A 17,101-nucleotide genomic window follows, 5' to 3' on the forward strand; every position below is an offset into this window, starting at 1 on the left:
AGGTTGGGCGCATAGCTCAGTTGGTAGAGCAGCTGACTCTTAATCAGCGGGTCCAAGGTTCGAGTCCTTGTGCGCCCACCATCGCAAATCCGCAATCCAAGATTGCGGGTAACACTCAGGGTAACGGCAGCAGCAGAGGCGAGCTGCGTTGCTCAATCCATTTCGGGTATGTTTCGCTCAGTCAGCGAGAAGATCGCGGTGGTCAGTGCTAGGGCAATGCATGCGGAGGGCCGCACCGCTCTATGCAACTGCGCCTGCGCTGCCAGCTTTGCCGCGATGTCGGACAGGAGGGCGCCTATGGCATTCCTTGCCCTGTGCTCGGGTAACGCGTCCAGCACAATCTCTCCCGCATTGAGCACGAGGCTGCCCTTGTCGATCGCATCCGCGATCTCGAAGAGCTTTTGCGACTGTTGATCTGGGCTCATCGGAACCGCACTCCGACCAAACCTGGAACTGATCCGGCGCAGGACGATGCAGACGCTGCCGTCACGGCCGCTTCGTTTCGGGCGTGTCGGGAAACCAAAACAATCGGTACATGACGCGCCTCTCGCGCCATGTGGCTGATTCTAGCCGGGTTGAGCCCCAGGCAGTCGATCAAGCTTGCTGGGGTCATTGATGAGACCTCGGCGGCCGCGGGGCGCATCGCGGTCATTCGGTGCCTTGGCGGGGTGAGTGTCAATCGGCCTATCGCGCTTGGATTTGGACGCTTGGTAGGACGTTGTTTTAGGAAGTGGCGAATGCCTCCGGCGCTTAGCTCAGCACCGATAGCGGAGTATATCCCGTCGCTCTTCGCCGGTGTGAACGGTCGAATCCACAAGGGAGAGCGACCCTACTACCAGAGTCACCCTCGCCCTATCTTCTTTGTTTAAGCGCCAAGAGGTATCTTGAACTTAGCGCTGATCCGTCAGGCGAACGTGTGATGGGTGGCGGCCCCGCCGCCGATCGCCGTGGACCAGAACCGCATCTTCGTGCATGCCGGTGTTGATCCGGCACTGCCGCTCGACTTTCAGATCGAGCGCGATTTGCTCTGGTCGTGGAAGTCGAATCGTCTCGGCCACCAGGGATGCTTCGTCGTTCACGGCCACACGCCGCATCGCAATGACCCGATCACCGATGGTCAGAGCATCGATCTCGACACACTGGCCTGGCACACCGGGCGCCTGGTAATCGATGCCTTCGACGACAAACAGCCGGGTGGTCCAATCAACTTCATCGAGGTGCTGCGTGTTAACGGGGGCAACCCGGCCGTATGAAGCTCCAAGTCTTCTCTAGATCTCCACATCGACTTATCAGGCTCATGGCGGCTTGAACTCGTGGCTGGCGCTGGTGTGGTGCTATGCGCCGGCGACGTTTGTCACTGGCTGAGCGAAGCCGTGCGATCGCTGCCTGCGCGGGTACCGACGCGATCATCAGGGGCGTCGCCAGCGCAGCATCTACGGTCAGGCCATTAACGCGGGGGCCAAGCCAACAAAACAGCCGGAACTGAAAAAATCTTGCCTCTATCCGGCTGTGCCCACCGCCTTTGACTGCGCCCGTTCTCCTGACGCCTCTTGCGAACGACAGCGGCAAAGCTTAAGGTCAGTTCAGAAATTGGGCCCCAAAATGTCAAACACAATAGTCAATCGTAAACAATATTCAACTGTATCTGGCTCTGTGCCGGCGCCAGATGTGGCATTTATTTGCTTTTTTGTTATACTTGCTGTCGTACTACGTCTGATTTTCTGGATGTATACAGACCGTATTTGGGAAGATGCTCTTATTACATTGAACCCCGCACTAAATTTGTGGGAAGGTCATGGCCTTACACATCATGTGGCAGAGCCGCGTGTGTATAGCTTCACATCAGGCCTGAGTATCATGGTTCTGATCGTAGGTGAGGGGCTTGGGCATCCGATTGCCTTTAACAGGATATTGAGTCTGATCGCTGCGGCGCTCACAATCTTTTTCGCCGCTAGAATTATGGACCGAGCGGGACTGAACCGGTTTGGCCAGTCTGTCTGTCTCAGCTATCTCTCGACTGACCACCTTCAGATTTTCTTTGGTATGGGAGGAATGGAGACCCAGTACGCAGTCGCAATTGGGCTTGGAGTGGTCTACGCGGCGACCTTCAAGAAGAATTTGCTTCTAGGCATAATGGGTGGTTTGGCGGCGCTAGCTCGTCCCGAGTTCCTTCTTCTAGATGCAGTGTTTATCGCCTATGCCATCGCTGCATGGCGACGAAAGGCAATTCCCTCAATTGCGATCGGGCTGGCAATATTTTTGCCGTGGGTGGTGTTCACGTGGATTTACTACGGATCGCCCATCCCAAATACAATAACCGTGAAAAGTCTGACTACCGGCAACCCGACACCTGAAATGATGATCGGCTATGCGCTCAATTTTTGGAAGCTCATCGCCCCATTCAAAGAGTTCTGGTTTGTGCAACATTCCCCCGGCCCGAGCTTTTTCCCTGGCTTGGTCGTGACTGCCGTCTTTCTGATGGGAGTGATTGGGATAGCCTGCTGCGGGCAGAAGCGTATCCCGACACTCATGGCAACAGCAGTCGTCGTAGTGGTGTTTTGCGCGTACATGATCCGATACAATGTTAATACATATTTCATGTGGTACAGGCCGCCGTTTTGGGCGCTGTTTTTTCTGTTTGTTGCAGCTGGAGTGGATTGGCTTAGTAAAAAAAACCGTCTTGGGGCAGGCGTTGTTGGTGGGCTTATAATCTTCGGCTATGCGGTCCATCTTCCGTTCACGCTGAATCTTGATCGCACGGTTCAGTACGATGTAGAGTTTGCTGTCCGTGATCGGATCGGTCTCGACCTGTCTAGAATAATGAAGACCGGAGACAGCGTCTTCCTTGAGCCGTTAGGCTACATTGGGGTCAGGAATAGAGCGTATCAGATTTATGATATGCCAGGCTTGGGTTCTAAGATCGCAGCAAAGGCAATCGCAGCACATGGCTGGGGCGCGATCAAAACACTGGATCCGACGTATCTAGTGCTTCGGCCACAAGAAATATTGCGTCTACAAGCAGAATATCCAGGGGTTATGGATCGTTATACGGAGGTCGATCATGTAATCGGCCCTACTGGCACGCGTACTGCGTTCGGAGGTCTCGTTTACATTGTGGGAGACAACGAATTCTATATATTCCAACGAAAGTCCCCAGCCTGAAAGCGTCTAACCGCAGATTGGTCAAGCGCTCCATCACTTGGCTGCGGGTGATCAACTGACTGCTGCGCATATGACGCAAGTCTGATCAAGCTGAACCTTTGCCTCATACGCAGTGACGTGCTCTCCGAGATCGACAACCCGACCACTTGGCACGAGGGCGTTCAGAAACTCTCGCCCTTGAATCTGCTGTGCCCCGGCTTTCGGGCCAACGAATGGCGCGAGTTTCACACGGTCACTAAGGCCTTTTTGGAGACACGCGCGTCCGAGGAGGCGAACATGCGGCGGACTGGCATTGACCTCTTCTCCGTGCGCGACAAGCTCGGCGCGCCTCTTTTTTCGCAGACCTGACCGACAGCTCCATTGTTACGACCACGTTCACAGGACTAATAGTCACAAATACTTTTCGATTATCATCCGGTTGTAACTAACATACAACTACGGCAACAGTTCTGGCAGGGCAGACCATGCCACTGATGAGAATGCTTTCTATGTTTCGCCGCCTTCTTGTCGGCCGATGGGTTAGCGCCCTTCGTAACCTCGGCAAGGCACGCTACGCGAGTTCGCGGGCCGACGTGAGGTCAATACCGGGATAGGTGCCGATGGTGGGCTTGCGTGTGACGCCGTCCGAACGGTAGCGCACGGCCCAAGATCGGGCGCCGGAGGGCTCTGCACAACGAGATAGAGGCCAGAGAGACTAAGCCGTCTGGTACTTTGCGCCGAGGCCGACCCGAGCTGCATCTTCTCTACCGCAAGTGCGGTCAGAGCCTTGCCCATCTTGGCCTCGCTCAAAATCAGCGGGTCCAAGGTTCGAGTCGTTGTGCGTCCACCAACTTGTCGAAAATTCCTTTTATTCTATCGTATACGTCCGAATATTCTGGCGATATACTGCTTGCACGGGATGTGATCACTGCCGCCGTTCAGTGAGGGGGACATCCTTCATCCTTTAATACAGTCAGGCATTTTCTGGCCCCCAAAACCGAGAAAATTTGCATGAAGGCAGTGGTATCGGTTTTTTTGGTTATGGCTGTGGTATTGGCGGGTGTATCGAACACTGCTGCTAAGGCTGATAAAGCCGCTCCTGATCCATCCGTTATGGTGCAGGGGGGCTGGTCTGTTCCCGATATCAATACCCTGCCGCAGGATGAATGGGGCCGTACGGTCATATCTGGCCGCGATTTGATTGTCAGGACAGCGTCCCTGATCGGTCCGGAAGTTTCTGATCAGGCACGGCGTTTTTCCGGCAATAATCTGAACTGTCAGAGCTGCCATCTGCAGGCCGGAACCAAAAAATTTGGTTTGCCCCTGATCGGGGTATTCGCAGATTTTCCGAATTATCGCGCCCGTTCCGGCACTGTCGGGACAATTGAGGATCGTATCCAGGGATGCATGCAACGGAGCATGAACGGTAAGCCTCTGCCTTGGGATGGGAAGGAGATGAAGGCGATTGTCTCCTATCTGCAATTTCTGTCCACTGGCCGCCCTGTCGGTGCGCCTACTTTGGGACGAGGGGTCGGCCACATGCCAGAGCTGATGCGGGCTGCTGATCCCGTGCGTGGTCGGGCTGTGTACAGGCAGGTTTGTGCCGCATGCCATGGTCAGGATGGGCAGGGACAGCGTGTCGGCAGAGTGGGTGATGCACAGGGATACGCGGTACCACCGCTATGGGGCACTGACAGCTTCAATAATGGCGCCGGGATGGATCGCTTGATCAATACAGCGAATTTTATTCGCCATAATATGCCCGATGGTACGAGTTGGACACAGCCGGTACTCTCTATTGAGGATTCATGGGATGTAGCGGCTTTTGTCAATGCACAGCCAAGACCTGCCAAAGCAGATCTCCAGCGGGATTTCCCGGACAGGATGGAAAAACCCGTTGATACACCTTATGGCCCTTATGCGGATGGGTTCAGCCAGAAACAGCATGTCCTCGGGCCGTTTCAGCCTATTCGCGACGCTCTCAAGCGTCTGCGCAATGCAGACAGATAAATATGCTTTTGAGGAATATGATGTGTGGCTGCATCACCATGATGATGGGATTCCGGGATGGAATCTTTTTTGTCAGGCAGGGAACTCAAGATAGCGCGTGATCCGCAGGAAGGCCTGTTGCGCATGACGGATGCATTGCTCTGCTTCCACAGCCGTATGATCCAGCATAGATCTGAAATGCAGCCATCCCCCCGATACTCCATCGCGCCCCAGATGAAGATGCTGCAGACCATAAGTGTCATGCAGCCCATGCCTTTCAAGCTGTCTCGCAATATGCGAAGCGCCAAGCTTTGATCCTTCGGCAACATAAAGCCAGCCAAGAGCTGCGGATGTATTTTTTGCACCGGTTGGAATGGCGGACTGCATGGATGGCAGTGTCAGTCCCAGGGCAGCGGCATCGGCCTCAATGGCTGGCAGCCGGTTGCGCTCGGCAAGGTCGGGGATCAGTTGAAGCAGTGCTTTCTTCTGATAGAGCGGAACGATATCCCTGTGAAAACAATACTGTGCTGTCAGAAAATGCCTGTATCCATCAAGGGTAATCAGAAGTTTTCTGACAATCCGGTCCAGCCTGTCGTGATAGGAATATGTCTGTTGTTTCAGTGTGATTGATAAATTGTCTTGCATTGCGAAAACTGAAAGAAAATATTTTTATCAATAACGATCTACCAACAACATGGTTTCTGACAGCCTTTCCCTGCATCCCTGTTGCAATTCGTCACGTTTGTGACGCCGGCCTGTTACGCAACCGGTGTTTCCTGTGGTTGTTGCCGCCTGTCGGGTGGTAATGGCCAGAATTCAGGAGGATAATTCACAATGCGCAGGATCATACTAACAGGTGCGGGCTTGCTGGCTTTTGGTGTGGCTGGTGCTGTCTATGCTCAGGGAGCCCCTCCGGTTCCAGAGGGGCCAGCGCATGGGGCTGCTGCCCCTATGCTGCCACCGGATCACCATCATCCGTTCGGGCCTCCTCCTCCGCCCCCGTCAAAGGCCGCATTTTTCAGGCTCCATCGCGGCGATCTGAGTGTCGCCGTCAAATGTGCCGAAGGAGAGAATACGAAAACATGTGTCGATGAGGCGAGCCGACTGATCGATCATTTCGCCTCGGTCGCGAATACGCATTGAGTTAAGATGCACTGGCCGGCATCCCCCACGCGCCGCAGGTTTCAGGCGTGTGGCAGGGAGGTCAGCAAGGTTTCGGCCAGATGGGACAGCGGGCCGTTTTTTCTGGCGCCGTTCATGCGATCATTGCGGCGCAGTGTCAGCAGACGCTCGTGCAGGGCGCTGCGTCCGTCATCAGCCAGATGCCGGTCGAGCAGGATCACCAGCTCCCTCAGCATGTCCGTGGCGGCATTCAGCTCATTGCTCAGGGCCAGAATGCGTGCGTCAGGCGTATGATGGCTGAATGGCATGGCAGCTCCGGTATGATTCTGATGGTCTGTTCAGGAACAAGACTGTTTGCATAAACCTGAATGATCCTCGGGAGATACGGAGAACTGTTCGCTGCTTTTTTCAACTTTTGAGCACCTGTCCGGCTGTTGCTGCTGCCGGAAACATAGCTGACCATGGAGATGGCCGTTACTTCATGCGATAATGGTGGGATGTCCCATGTCGAGCAGCGTCCGTTTGCCCCTTTCTCCTCCCTTTACAGCCATGGCCTGGTGAGGGTGGCGGCATGTGTGCCGCCTGTTCACATCGCCAATCCGGCCCGGAACGAGGACGAGATTGCGGCTTTGGCGATGCGTGCCGATGCGCAGGGCGTGGCGGTTGCGGTATTCCCTGAACTCTGCCTGAGCGGATATGCGATTGACGATCTGGTGCAGCAGGATGTTCTGCTGGATGCGGTGGATGCGGCGATAGGCACGTTGCTACGTCGTAGCGCGGGCTGGATGAGTGTGATCGTTGTTGGTGCACCGGTTCGGCAGGGCGGGCGTCTGTTTAATGCTGCCATTGTGCTGCATCGCGGACGCGTGCTGGGGGTGGTACCGAAATCCTACCTGCCGAATTACCGCGAATTTTACGAGCGCCGTCATTTCACGCCCGGGCTTTCGGTGCAGGGGCAGAGCATTCGCATCGGTGATGAGGATGCGCCTTTCGGCACAGACCTTCTGTTTGCAGCCGAGGATGTGGAGGGACTGATCCTGCATGTCGAGATCTGCGAAGACATGTGGATGCCGGTGTCACCGGCCACTCTGGGTGCGTTGAACGGGGCGACGGTGCTGGCCAATCTTTCCGGCAGCCCGATCACGATAGGGCGTGCCGACAGTCGTGCATTGCTGAGCCGTTCTGCCTCCATGCGCTGTATCGCAGCCACGGTCTATGCGGCGGCGGGTTGGGGGGAGAGCACGACTGATCTTGCCTGGGACGGGCAGGCGACGATTTATGAGAACGGAACCCTGCTGGCCGAAACCCCCCGCTTCGCGCAGGAAGCCACGATGGCGGTGGCCGATATCGATCCGGGCCTGCTGATGCAGGAGCGGATGCGGGTGCATGGGTTCGAGGAAAACCGGCGGGAAATGGTGGGCGCAGACATCCGCCGGATCGGTTTCCGGCTGGATCCGCCCTCCTGTGATCTGGGGCTGCGCCGTCGGGTAGAGCGTTTTCCCTTCGTGCCTGCCGATCCTGCCCGTCTGGCTCAGGATTGCTATGAGGCCTACAATATTCAGGTGCGCGGTCTGGCGCAGCGCCTGTCTGCGGCCAAAATCGGCAAGCTGGTCATTGGGGTGTCGGGCGGGCTGGATTCAACCCATGCCCTGATCGTGGCAGCGCGGGCGATGGATGTACTGCAGCGGCCACGCTCCGACATTCTGGCCTACACCATGCCCGGTTTCGCGACCGGGGATGAAACACGCAACAACGCGCTGGCGCTGATGCGGGTGCTCGGCGTGTCCGCGCATGAGCTGGATATCCGGCCGGCCGCGCGGCAGATGCTGGCCGATCTGGAGCACCCTTTTGCCGGAGGGGAACAGGTCTATGACATTACGTTCGAGAACGTGCAGGCTGGGCTGCGCACCGATTACCTGTTCCGGCTCGCCAATCAGCATAACGGGATTGTGCTCGGCACCGGTGACCTGTCTGAGTTGGCGCTGGGCTGGTGCACCTATGGCGTCGGCGACCAGATGTCGCACTACAACGTCAATGCCGGAGTGCCCAAGACCCTGATCCAGCATCTGATCCGCTGGGCCGGGGGCAGCGGCGATTTTTCCGATGAGGCAAGCGTGATTTTCGAGGCGATTCTGAACACCGAAATCTCACCGGAGTTGATCCCGGTTGCGGAAGGGGAGAAGCCGCAGAGCACGGAAGGCACCATCGGCCCCTATGCGCTGCATGATTTCACCTTGTTCCATGTCCTGCGCTACGGATTCCGTCCATCGAAGATTGCTTTTCTGGCCTGGCACGCCTGGCATGATGCACAGCAGGGCATATGGCCGCCCAACTATCCGTCAGATCAGCAGCGCTCCTACGATCTGGCCGATATCAGACAGTGGATGCAGGTATTCCTGAAGCGTTTCTTCGGCTTCAGCCAGTTCAAACGATCCGCCCTTCCGAACGGTCCGAAAATCTCTGCCGGGGGAGCATTGTCCCCGCGCGGTGACTGGCGGGCTCCGTCCGATGGCAGTGCGGAGATATGGCTGCAAGAGCTGGCTGCTCATGTGCCGGATGATTTTTCCTGACCAACCGCGTTCTGCCGGCACAGCTTCGGCTTGATTAGCGGCCCGTTTTCACGTCATCTGTCACAATGCGATTCACCATCGACCGCCTTGATCATCTCGTTATGAACGTCCGTGATGTGGAAATATCCGCATCCTGGTATCAGCGTGTGCTGGGAATGGAGCGGGAGGAATTCGGAACAGAGCGCCGTACCGCGCTGCGTTTCGGCGGCCAGAAAATCAATCTGCGTCCGTTCGATAATGAAACCCGTAGCTGGTCCACCGCGGCTCATCCGCAGATCGGCAGCGACGATCTGTGTTTCATCACGGCGGTCGGGCCGGATCAGGTGATCGAACATCTGCACGATTGCGGTGTCACGGTCGAGGAAGGGCCGGTGCGCAAACATGGTGCGCTGGGTCAGATTCATTCCATCTACTGCCGTGACCCTGATGGTAATCTGGTGGAGATCGCTTCCTACCTTGCTGAATAATCTGTCCTGCCTGGGCGCAGGCAGAGCTTGAAGCGCGGAGGCAGGCCCGGCAGATAGAGGGCCATGAGTACAGCCCCTCTCGATATTGCCGATTTCACTTTTGATCTGCCGCCGGAGCAAATCGCCCATGAACCGGCTCGTCCGCGCGAATCCGCCCGTCTGCTGCATGTGCCGGCAGGGGAGGAGGGGTTCCATGATCATCATATCCGCGATCTGCCCGACCTGCTGAGGCCGGGTGATGTGCTGGTGGCCAATGATACGCGGGTGATCCCGGCGCAACTCACGGCATGGCGCGGACAGGCGCGGATCGGCCTGACGCTCAACCGGCCTCTGCCGGATGGAAGCTGGCATGTGTTGGCCCGCAATGCGCGTCGCCTGCGCGCCGGGGACAGGCTGCGCTTTACCGAGGACGACACGCAGCCAACCGGCTTGCTGGCGGCCGAGGTGGTGGCCCGTGACGAAGATGGGGGTGCTATCCTGCGCTTTGTCGCGGAGGATTTCGATGCGGCGCTGGCGCAGTACGGGGCGCTGGCCTTGCCGCCTTATATCGATCGTCCGCAAGGGCCGACCGATCAGGATGCAGAAGACTACCAGACTGTCTTTGCCCGTCATCGCGGCGCGGTGGCGGCGCCGACGGCGGGGCTGCATTTTACTCCGGCCTTGCTGGACAGGCTGGCGGCAAAGGGGATCGAACGTGTCACGATCACCCTGCATGTCGGCGCCGGTACTTTCCTGCCGATGCGTGATGATACGATCGAGGCCCATCGTCTGCATGCAGAGCGCGGCGTCATCACGCCGGAGGCTGCCTCACGGATCAATGCGGCCAAACGGGTCATTGCGGTCGGCACTACCAGCCTGCGCCTGCTGGAAAGCGCGGCTGATGCTGAGGGAGGTGTGCGTCCTTTCGATGCCGAGACCGATATTTTCATCAAGCCGGGCCACCGGTTCCGCACCGCGCATGCGTTGCTGACGAATTTTCATTTGCCGCGTTCGACCCTGTTCATGCTGGTCTGTGCCTTTGCCGGAACAGCGCGGATGCGGGCGGCCTATGCGTATGCCATCGCTGAGGCTTACCGTTTCTACTCCTACGGCGATGCCTGTCTGATCGAGCGGGACTTGCGCGACAGGCATTAAGGCGGCACAGCGTTGCTCATGTCCCTTACCCTGTCTCTTCAGGCCGAGGATGGCCGGGCGCGAGCCGCCACACTGCATACTGCGCATGGTGACGTGCCGACCCCGACTTTCATGCCGGTCGGTACGGCGGCCACCGTCAAGGCCATGATGATGGATTCCGTCCGCGCCACCGGCGCCGGGATCGTGCTTGGCAATACCTACCATCTGATGCTGCGCCCCGGAGCTGACCGGGTGGAGGCGCTGGGTGGGTTGCACCGTTTCATGGACTGGCCCGGCCCCATCCTGACCGATAGCGGCGGGTTTCAGGTCATGTCCCTGTCCTCCCTGCGCAAGCTGGATAAGGATGGCGTGACGTTCCAGTCCCATATTGATGGCTCTCGTCATCGTCTGACGCCGGAAAGCTCGATCGGGATCCAGCACAAGCTGGATGCAACGATCACCATGGCATTCGATGAATGCACCAAATTCCCCGCCACGCATGCGGAGGCGGCTGCTTCCATGGAGCTGTCGATGCGCTGGGCGGCAAGGTGCCGGGATGCGTTCGTGCCGCGTGACGGGTACGGTCTGTTCGGGATCGTGCAGGGCAGCGTCTATAACGATCTGCGCACGCAATCCGTGACGGCGCTGGGCGATGATTTCCATGGCTATGCGGTGGGTGGTCTGGCGGTAGGAGAGGGGCAGGAGGCTATGTTCGCCACGCTCGACCATACCCTGCCGTTGCTGCCGCGTGGCAAGCCGCGTTACCTGATGGGGGTCGGCACACCAGATGATATTCTGGGTGCGGTCATGCGGGGTGTGGATATGTTTGACTGCGTGATGCCCACACGCGCTGGACGGACGGCCCGCGCCTACACCTCGCAGGGGGTGATGAACATGCGCAATGCCCGTTATGCGGATGATGGCCGCCCGATCGATCCGGCCTGCGACTGTCCTGCCTGCACACGTCACAGCCGGGCCTATCTGCATCATCTGTTCCGGGCCGGCGAGATGCTGGGACCGATGCTGCTGACATGGCATAATCTCAATTACTACCAGTCCCTGATGCGTGGCCTGCGCAGCGCGATCATGGAGGGACGGCTGGAGCAGCATGCCGTCAGGCTGCGCGCTGCCTGGGCGGCGGGAGATCAGGAGAAACAGGATGGCTGAAAATTATGCGGGCCTGACCCAGCTCGGCCAGACCGTTTCCCAGCCCGCCAGCCCTGATCAGGCGGTGCTGGAGAAAGTGCCTAATCCGACACCGGGCAAGGCGTATATGATCCGTTTTACCGCGCCGGAATTCACCTCTCTCTGCCCGCTGACCGGCCAGCCGGATTTCGCGCATATCGTGCTGGATTACGTGCCGCGTGACTGGATCGTCGAGAGCAAATCCCTGAAGCTGTTTCTGACCAGTTTCCGCAATGTCGGCAGTTTTCATGAAGCCTGCTCGATGAAAATCGCGGAGCGTGTGGTCAGCCTGCTTGATCCTGTCTGGCTGAGGATCGGTGCTTACTGGTACCCGCGCGGGGGTATTCCCATCGACGTGTTCTGGCAGACCGGCGCACCACCGGATGGCGTATGGATTCCGGCGCAGGATGTGCCGGGTTATCGGGGAAGAGGTTAAAGCATATGGCTCTGTGGGTCCGTTTTGCGCGGGATGGGGAAACCGGTTTCGGAACGTTGGCGGATGGGTTGATCACGGCCCATACCGGCACCATGTTCGGCGACAATGTACCCTCTGGCGAGGTCGTTCCGCTGGAGACGGTGCGTCTGCTGGCACCCGTTATGCCGCGTAAATTCATCGGGCTGTGGAACAATTTTCATGAGCTGGCGGCCAAGCTGGGCACCTCTGTTCCCGACCAGCCGCTCTGGTTCCTGAAATCGCCGGACAGCGTGGTGGGCCCGGATGCGGAAATCGTGCCGCCTGAATCCTGTCAGGGGAAAGTGCTCTACGAAGGCGAGCTGGGCATTGTGATCGGGCAGGACATCCATAACGGCGATGAGGCCGCCGCTGAGGCCGCAATTTTCGGCTATACAGCGGTGAATGACGTGACGGCGCTGGATATTCTCAATGCCGATCCATCTTTCCCGCAATGGGCGAGGGCCAAAAGCTGCGACACGTTCGGGCCGATCGGTCCCGCCATTGCTACCGGCCTGAACTGGCAAGAAGCGAGTATCCGTGTGGCCCTGAACGGGCGGGAACGCCAGAACTACCCGGCCGGCGACATGATTCTGTCTCCCGCACGGATCGTCAGCTTGCTATCGCGTGAAATGACGCTCCGTGCCGGGGATGTCATTGCCTGTGGCACCTCGGTGGGTGTGCTGCCGATGCGGCCCGGTATGGTGGTGGAGGTCACGATCGACGGGATCGGCACGCTGCGTAATACGGTCGCGCAAAAGGCCGATGCGGTCGCAGCCTGATCATGACGCAACGGGATCCTGCCTCCTCGGTCTGCTCTCCCGATGAATTTCATGCGTGGATCGAGGATGCGGTTCGTTTTGGGGATACGGATGCGCAGGGTCACGTCAATAACGTGACCTTCGCCCGTTACGCCGAGACCGGCTATGTGCCGTTCATGCGGGCGGCCGGGTTGCTGAGCGATCCGGGTCGCATGGCGGTTGCGGCCCGGATCGAGATTGATTTCCGCTCCGAGATTTTCTACCCGGCTGTGGTGCGAATCGGAACTGCACTGGACCGGATCGGGCGCAGCAGCATCACGCTGCGGCAAGGCCTGTTTGTCGAGACGCTCTGCGTGGCGACGGTGCGGCTGGTTCTGGTGCTGATCGACCGGAACACGCGCCGCCCGGTGGTGGTGGATGATGCCCTCATTGCGCGGCTGAGGGCGTTGTCCGAAGGTCTATCCGATCAGGAAACGAGTTTGGCCGCCAGCCGGGCGACGTGATCGCCCAGGAAGCGCGCGCCATCCAGCTCATTGGTGCTCGGCTGACGTGACCCATCGCCGCTGGCGATGGTGGAGGCCCCATAAGGCGTGCCGCCGGAGACTTCATCCAATCTGGTCTGCCCCTGAAAGGAATAGGGCAGGCCGGTAATCACCATGCCGTGATGAAGCAGATTGGTCAGCAGGGAGAACTGCGTGGTCTCCTGCCCGCCATGCTGGCTGGCGGTGGAGGTGAACGAAGCGCCGAGCTTGCCAATCAGGGCGCCTTTAGCCCATAGCCCGCCGGTCTGGTCCCAGAACTGAGCCATCTGAGATGGCAGACGGCCAAACCTTGTGCCTGCACCGACGATGATGGCGTCATAATTCGGCAGTTCCTCCGTTCTGGCAATCGGGGCAGCCTGATCGAGCTTGAAATGATTGGCGCGGGCGACCTCTTCCGGGACCAGCTCGGCAACGCGGCGGATATCGACCTCGGCCCCGGCGGCGCGCGCGCCTTCAGCGACGGCTTCCGCCATGGTTTCGATATGTCCGTAGGTGGAGTAGTAGAGAACCAGAACTTTGGCCATTCGTACGTTCCTTTGCTGTCAGATCGGCTTTCCGGCTTTAATGATCGGGCAGGCCGTAGAGTTCAGAAAGAGAAACAATGGAAATGCATCTTTTCCGGATCTGTGATGCCGTTTCTTCCTGATCTTGAAGGCTGGGCGGTCTTTGCCCGTGTGGCCGACAGTGGTTCTTTCGCCGGTGCGGCGGAGGAGCTGGGCCTGTCCAGAGCCACCATCTCCAAGATCATCGCCCGGCTGGAGGGGCGGATCGGCGCGGCGCTGTTCAACCGTACCTCCCGCCGCTTATCCCTGACCGAAGTGGGCCGTGCCTCTCATGAGCGCGCTCTGAGTATGCTGGAGCAGGCACAGGGGCTGGAGGAAAATGCACGTTCTTCTTCTGCCGCGCCGCGTGGGCTGGTCAGGATCTCGGCCCCGGTCAGTTTCGGGCTGATGCATGTGAGGCCGCTGATGCGCCAACTTCTGGCCGAGCATCCGGGGATTGATATTGATTTACGGTTGGATGATGCGATCGTTGATCTGGTGGCAGGGGGCTACGACATGGCGATCCGGATTGCGCAGATGCCGGATTCCGGTCTGCGGGTGCGCCGGATCGCCCAGATGCAGATGAAGATCGTGGCCGCGCCATCCTTGCTGGAACGTGGGCGCCCAGAGCATCCTCGTGATCTGGATATGGCCCTGTGTCTTGGCTACGGTCACGGCACCATGGCCGGGCGTTGGCGTTTGCGCCGTGAAAGCACGGGCGAAGAAGCCTCGCTGCTGCCTGCGGGCCGTTTGCGCACCAATAACGGTGAAGTCATGCTGGAGGCGGCACGGAGCGGTCAGGGGTTTGCGCTGGCGCCTGATTTTCTAATTTGGGATGATCTGACGGCAGGCACTCTGGTTCCGGTTCTGACGGACTGGTCACTGCCATTGTTGGAGCTGAATATCGTTTTACCACCTTCGCTTTTGCGCCCGGCCCGTATCGCGGCTGTAGCCAGTTTCCTGACCGGGCAATTGTCGAAATGCTGCTGGATTGTTCGTGACAAAGCCAGCTGAGCCTTCGCTGTCAGCGTCGAAGCTGACGATGCAGGAAAAAGCCAAACGGGATATTGCCGTCTATGCACGGGCGCTGGGCTTTGCCTCGGTCGGGTTTTCGTCAGCCACCCTGACGCAGACGGCGCAGGCCGGGTTGACGGCGTTTCTGGAGGCTGGTTTTCACGGCACCATGGGCTGGATGGCGGAGCGCAGCGATCAGCGCGCCGATCCCAAGGTATTATGGCCTGAAACTGGGACGGTTATCGCGTTGGGCATGTCGTATGCGCCGGTGGAAAACCCGCTTGCCAACCTTGATCGGCCTCAGATCGGCAATATCTCGGTTTATGCAAGAAACAGGGATTATCATGATATTATCAAGGGAAAATTAAAACAGATCGCACAGAGGATCGTCTCTCGACATGGGGGGATGGTGAAGGTTTTCGTCGATACCGCGCCGGTGATGGAAAAGCCGCTGGCACGGCAGGCGGGGTTGGGCTGGCAAGGCAAGCACAGTAATCTTGTCTCCCGCCAGCACGGATCATGGTTACTGCTGGGTGAGATTTTTACTACGCTGGTTCTGCCGGAAGATGATCCACACCCGGACCGGTGCGGCAGCTGCCGTCGCTGTCTGGATGCCTGCCCGACCAACGCCTTTCCCGCGCCATACCGTCTGGATGCAACACGATGCGTGTCATACTACACCATCGAATTCCATGGTCCGGTGCCGGAACCATTCCGGCGTGCCATGGGAAACCGTATTTATGGCTGTGATGATTGTCTGGCCGTATGCCCGTGGAACCGCTTCGCCGCACAGGCATCGGAGGCAAAGTTAAAGGCCCGCCCGGAACTGGTGTCGCCTCAACTTGATCAGCTTGTACAACTGGATGATGCGGGTTTTCGGCTGTTGTTTTCTGGATCGCCGGTGAAGCGCATCGGGCGGGATCGTTTTATCCGCAATGTATTATATGCGATCGGCAATAGCGGTGATTCGTCCCTGTTGCCAAAGGCACAGGCATTGACTGACGATGCATCAGCCATCGTTGCTGACGCGGCGCGTTGGGCTGTTGCCAGACTGGCAGAGGCACAGAGTCCGTCATGAGTCTGGTCAAACGCAGCTTCTCCTTATCCGGTCATCGCACCAGCGTGGCGCTGGAGCCGGAATTCTGGACGATGCTGACGAATATTGCTTCCAGTCAGTCGCAGACATTGGCGCAGCTGATTGCCATGGTCGATACGTCCCGCGATCCGGATCGTCCTTTGGCTTCGGCATTGCGGGTGCTGGCTTTGGAAGCAGCGCTGAGGATGGCAGGTGTCAAACAGGCAGAGCAGAGCTGAATTGTCTGGTCCAGAGATTGAATATCAAGCCATCCCGCGATGATGATGCGATATGTTGCTGTTTGATGAACAGGGTGTGTGACCGAAGTGCAAAATGAGGCCTTTATTCCCTCTCCTATCCGAAGCGTCATTCAGGAACGCCTTGAACAGATTGTGGCAGAAAATCATGTGCGTATTCTGCTGGCCGTTGAATCCGGCTCCCGCGCATGGGGGTTTCCTTCACCTGACAGCGATTATGATGTGCGTTTCGTTTATGTCAGGAACAGGGATGAGTATCTGCGTCTGCACGCGCCTCGTGATGTGATTGAAACACCTCTGCTCGACGAAATTGACCTGAATGGGTGGGATATTCGCAAGGCGTTGGGATTGTTGCTGAAATCGAATGCTGTGATTGGTGAATGGATGGTATCTCCTATCCAGTATTGCACCGCGCATCCGGTGATCGAACGGTTGAACGATCTGGCCGGCAAGGTTCTGAACCGGCATCATCTGGCCTGGCACTATCACAGCATCGGCCGCAAATCAGCGGAACGCTGGCTGACGAGGGATGAGCCGGTACCGGTCAAGCGATATTTTTACGCTCTGAGACCTGCCCTTGCTCTGCGCTATCTGCGGCTGCATCCGGGAAAGCGCCTGCCGATGCATGTCAGTGCCCTGATGGAAGCCTCCGAATTATCGCGGCCTCTGCTGGAACAGATTAACACTCTGATCGCGGCGAAACGGCTTACCAACGAACAGACGAACGGCGCACGCTATCCTGACCTTGATGCGCTGATCAGGCAGGAACTCGCAATCCTACCGGCATCGGAGCAGACACGTCCACATATGCTGGATAGACACCGCAGAGAGGCAGATCAGCTTTTTCTGGATCTGATCAATGCGTTATAAGG

General features: G+C 58.1%; 20 protein-coding genes, 1 tRNA gene and 1 pseudogene. 17 read left to right on the forward strand and 5 right to left on the reverse strand.

Going from position 1 to position 17,101, the window contains the following annotated elements:
• The first annotated feature begins 5 nt into the window (after window positions 1–5).
• Window positions 6–81: transfer RNA gene (locus GbCGDNIH6_RS01475), tRNA-Lys, on the forward strand.
• Window positions 82–152: 71 nt separating this feature from the next.
• Here GbCGDNIH6_RS01475 and GbCGDNIH6_RS01480 read toward each other — a convergent pair.
• Window positions 153–425: a hypothetical protein gene (locus GbCGDNIH6_RS01480; RefSeq protein ID WP_072562603.1), complete on the reverse strand. Its 273-nt coding sequence runs from the start codon at window positions 423–425 to the stop codon at window positions 153–155.
• A gap of 498 nt (window positions 426–923) precedes the next feature.
• Between GbCGDNIH6_RS01480 and GbCGDNIH6_RS01490 the strand changes: the two genes are divergently transcribed.
• The 3 genes from GbCGDNIH6_RS01490 (at window position 924) to GbCGDNIH6_RS01500 (ending at window position 3,510) form a co-directional block, all read left to right on the forward strand.
• Window positions 924–1,253 (forward strand): metallophosphoesterase family protein, encoded by a 330-nt coding sequence (locus GbCGDNIH6_RS01490; protein ID WP_072562605.1) that lies wholly within the window; start codon window positions 924–926, stop codon window positions 1,251–1,253.
• Window positions 1,254–1,602: 349 nt separating this feature from the next.
• Complete coding sequence (locus GbCGDNIH6_RS01495; protein ID WP_157692290.1) at window positions 1,603–3,162, forward strand: hypothetical protein; 1,560 nt, start codon at window positions 1,603–1,605, stop codon at window positions 3,160–3,162.
• A gap of 117 nt (window positions 3,163–3,279) precedes the next feature.
• Window positions 3,280–3,510, forward strand: coding sequence for a hypothetical protein (locus GbCGDNIH6_RS01500; RefSeq protein WP_072562607.1), 231 nt, complete (start codon window positions 3,280–3,282; stop codon window positions 3,508–3,510).
• Between the two features lie 202 nt (window positions 3,511–3,712).
• Here GbCGDNIH6_RS01500 and GbCGDNIH6_RS12705 read toward each other — a convergent pair.
• Window positions 3,713–3,820: pseudogene (locus tag GbCGDNIH6_RS12705) on the reverse strand (Arm DNA-binding domain-containing protein); the annotation flags it as partial.
• 332 nt (window positions 3,821–4,152) lie between these two features.
• Between GbCGDNIH6_RS12705 and GbCGDNIH6_RS01505 the strand changes: the two are divergent.
• Window positions 4,153–5,151 (forward strand): c-type cytochrome, encoded by a 999-nt coding sequence (locus tag GbCGDNIH6_RS01505; protein ID WP_081369903.1) that lies wholly within the window; start codon window positions 4,153–4,155, stop codon window positions 5,149–5,151.
• Between the two features lie 72 nt (window positions 5,152–5,223).
• On the opposite strand, the gene GbCGDNIH6_RS01510 is transcribed toward GbCGDNIH6_RS01505, so the two are convergent.
• The gene (locus tag GbCGDNIH6_RS01510) at window positions 5,224–5,775 is read right to left on the reverse strand and encodes a biliverdin-producing heme oxygenase (protein WP_072562608.1); all 552 of its coding nucleotides are present in this window, start codon (window positions 5,773–5,775) and stop codon (window positions 5,224–5,226) included.
• Between the two features lie 189 nt (window positions 5,776–5,964).
• On the opposite strand from GbCGDNIH6_RS01510, the gene GbCGDNIH6_RS12550 reads away from it, so the two are divergent.
• A complete protein-coding gene (locus GbCGDNIH6_RS12550) occupies window positions 5,965–6,273 on the forward strand; it encodes a hypothetical protein (RefSeq protein WP_072562609.1) in 309 nt (102 codons plus the stop codon).
• A gap of 41 nt (window positions 6,274–6,314) precedes the next feature.
• On the opposite strand, the gene GbCGDNIH6_RS01520 is transcribed toward GbCGDNIH6_RS12550, so the two are convergent.
• Window positions 6,315–6,560: a hypothetical protein gene (locus tag GbCGDNIH6_RS01520; protein ID WP_011630994.1), complete on the reverse strand. Its 246-nt coding sequence runs from the start codon at window positions 6,558–6,560 to the stop codon at window positions 6,315–6,317.
• A 153-nt stretch (window positions 6,561–6,713) separates the two neighbouring features.
• Here GbCGDNIH6_RS01520 and GbCGDNIH6_RS01525 point away from each other — a divergent pair, with 153 nt between their 5' ends.
• From GbCGDNIH6_RS01525 to GbCGDNIH6_RS01555, 7 genes are all read left to right on the forward strand, one after another.
• Entirely contained in the window at window positions 6,714–8,822 is a 2,109-nt protein-coding gene (locus tag GbCGDNIH6_RS01525; RefSeq protein WP_408874819.1) for an NAD(+) synthase, read from the forward strand.
• Between the two features lie 65 nt (window positions 8,823–8,887).
• Window positions 8,888–9,289: a VOC family protein gene (locus GbCGDNIH6_RS01530; RefSeq protein ID WP_072548095.1), complete on the forward strand. Its 402-nt coding sequence runs from the start codon at window positions 8,888–8,890 to the stop codon at window positions 9,287–9,289.
• 63 nt (window positions 9,290–9,352) lie between these two features.
• Window positions 9,353–10,423: a tRNA preQ1(34) S-adenosylmethionine ribosyltransferase-isomerase QueA gene (gene queA, locus GbCGDNIH6_RS01535; protein ID WP_072562610.1), complete on the forward strand. Its 1,071-nt coding sequence runs from the start codon at window positions 9,353–9,355 to the stop codon at window positions 10,421–10,423.
• Window positions 10,424–10,441: 18 nt separating this feature from the next.
• Window positions 10,442–11,569 carry a tRNA guanosine(34) transglycosylase Tgt gene (tgt, locus tag GbCGDNIH6_RS01540; RefSeq protein ID WP_072562611.1) on the forward strand — a complete coding sequence of 376 codons (1,128 nt, stop codon included), beginning with the start codon at window positions 10,442–10,444 and terminating at the stop codon, window positions 11,567–11,569.
• Window positions 11,562–12,023, forward strand: a complete 462-nt coding sequence (gene queF / locus GbCGDNIH6_RS01545) for a preQ(1) synthase (RefSeq protein ID WP_025318100.1) — start codon at window positions 11,562–11,564, stop codon at window positions 12,021–12,023. Before tgt ends, queF begins: the two co-directional genes overlap by 8 nt.
• 5 nt (window positions 12,024–12,028) lie before the next feature.
• Window positions 12,029–12,820, forward strand: a complete 792-nt coding sequence (locus tag GbCGDNIH6_RS01550) for a fumarylacetoacetate hydrolase family protein (protein WP_072562612.1) — start codon at window positions 12,029–12,031, stop codon at window positions 12,818–12,820.
• A 2-nt stretch (window positions 12,821–12,822) separates the two neighbouring features.
• Complete coding sequence (locus GbCGDNIH6_RS01555; protein ID WP_081369904.1) at window positions 12,823–13,302, forward strand: acyl-CoA thioesterase; 480 nt, start codon at window positions 12,823–12,825, stop codon at window positions 13,300–13,302.
• Here GbCGDNIH6_RS01555 and wrbA read toward each other — a convergent pair.
• A complete protein-coding gene (wrbA, locus tag GbCGDNIH6_RS01560) occupies window positions 13,266–13,865 on the reverse strand; it encodes an NAD(P)H:quinone oxidoreductase (protein ID WP_072562613.1) in 600 nt (199 codons plus the stop codon). The two genes, GbCGDNIH6_RS01555 and wrbA, sit on opposite strands and share 37 nt — an antisense overlap.
• Before the next feature lie 105 nt (window positions 13,866–13,970).
• On the opposite strand from wrbA, the gene GbCGDNIH6_RS01565 reads away from it, so the two are divergent.
• The 4 genes from GbCGDNIH6_RS01565 (at window position 13,971) to GbCGDNIH6_RS01580 (ending at window position 17,099) form a co-directional block, all read left to right on the forward strand.
• Complete coding sequence (locus GbCGDNIH6_RS01565) at window positions 13,971–14,897, forward strand: LysR family transcriptional regulator (RefSeq protein ID WP_072562614.1); 927 nt, start codon at window positions 13,971–13,973, stop codon at window positions 14,895–14,897.
• A gap of 28 nt (window positions 14,898–14,925) precedes the next feature.
• Window positions 14,926–15,975, forward strand: coding sequence for a tRNA epoxyqueuosine(34) reductase QueG (queG, locus tag GbCGDNIH6_RS01570; RefSeq protein ID WP_072562615.1), 1,050 nt, complete (start codon window positions 14,926–14,928; stop codon window positions 15,973–15,975).
• Window positions 15,972–16,211: a ribbon-helix-helix domain-containing protein gene (locus GbCGDNIH6_RS01575; protein WP_072562616.1), complete on the forward strand. Its 240-nt coding sequence runs from the start codon at window positions 15,972–15,974 to the stop codon at window positions 16,209–16,211. Before queG ends, GbCGDNIH6_RS01575 begins: the two co-directional genes overlap by 4 nt.
• A gap of 78 nt (window positions 16,212–16,289) precedes the next feature.
• A complete protein-coding gene (locus tag GbCGDNIH6_RS01580) occupies window positions 16,290–17,099 on the forward strand; it encodes a nucleotidyltransferase domain-containing protein (RefSeq protein ID WP_081369905.1) in 810 nt (269 codons plus the stop codon).
• Window positions 17,100–17,101: the final 2 nt, after the last annotated feature.

It is taken from the genome of Granulibacter bethesdensis (assembly GCF_001889525.1).
GTDB lineage: Bacteria > Pseudomonadota > Alphaproteobacteria > Acetobacterales > Acetobacteraceae > Granulibacter > Granulibacter bethesdensis_C.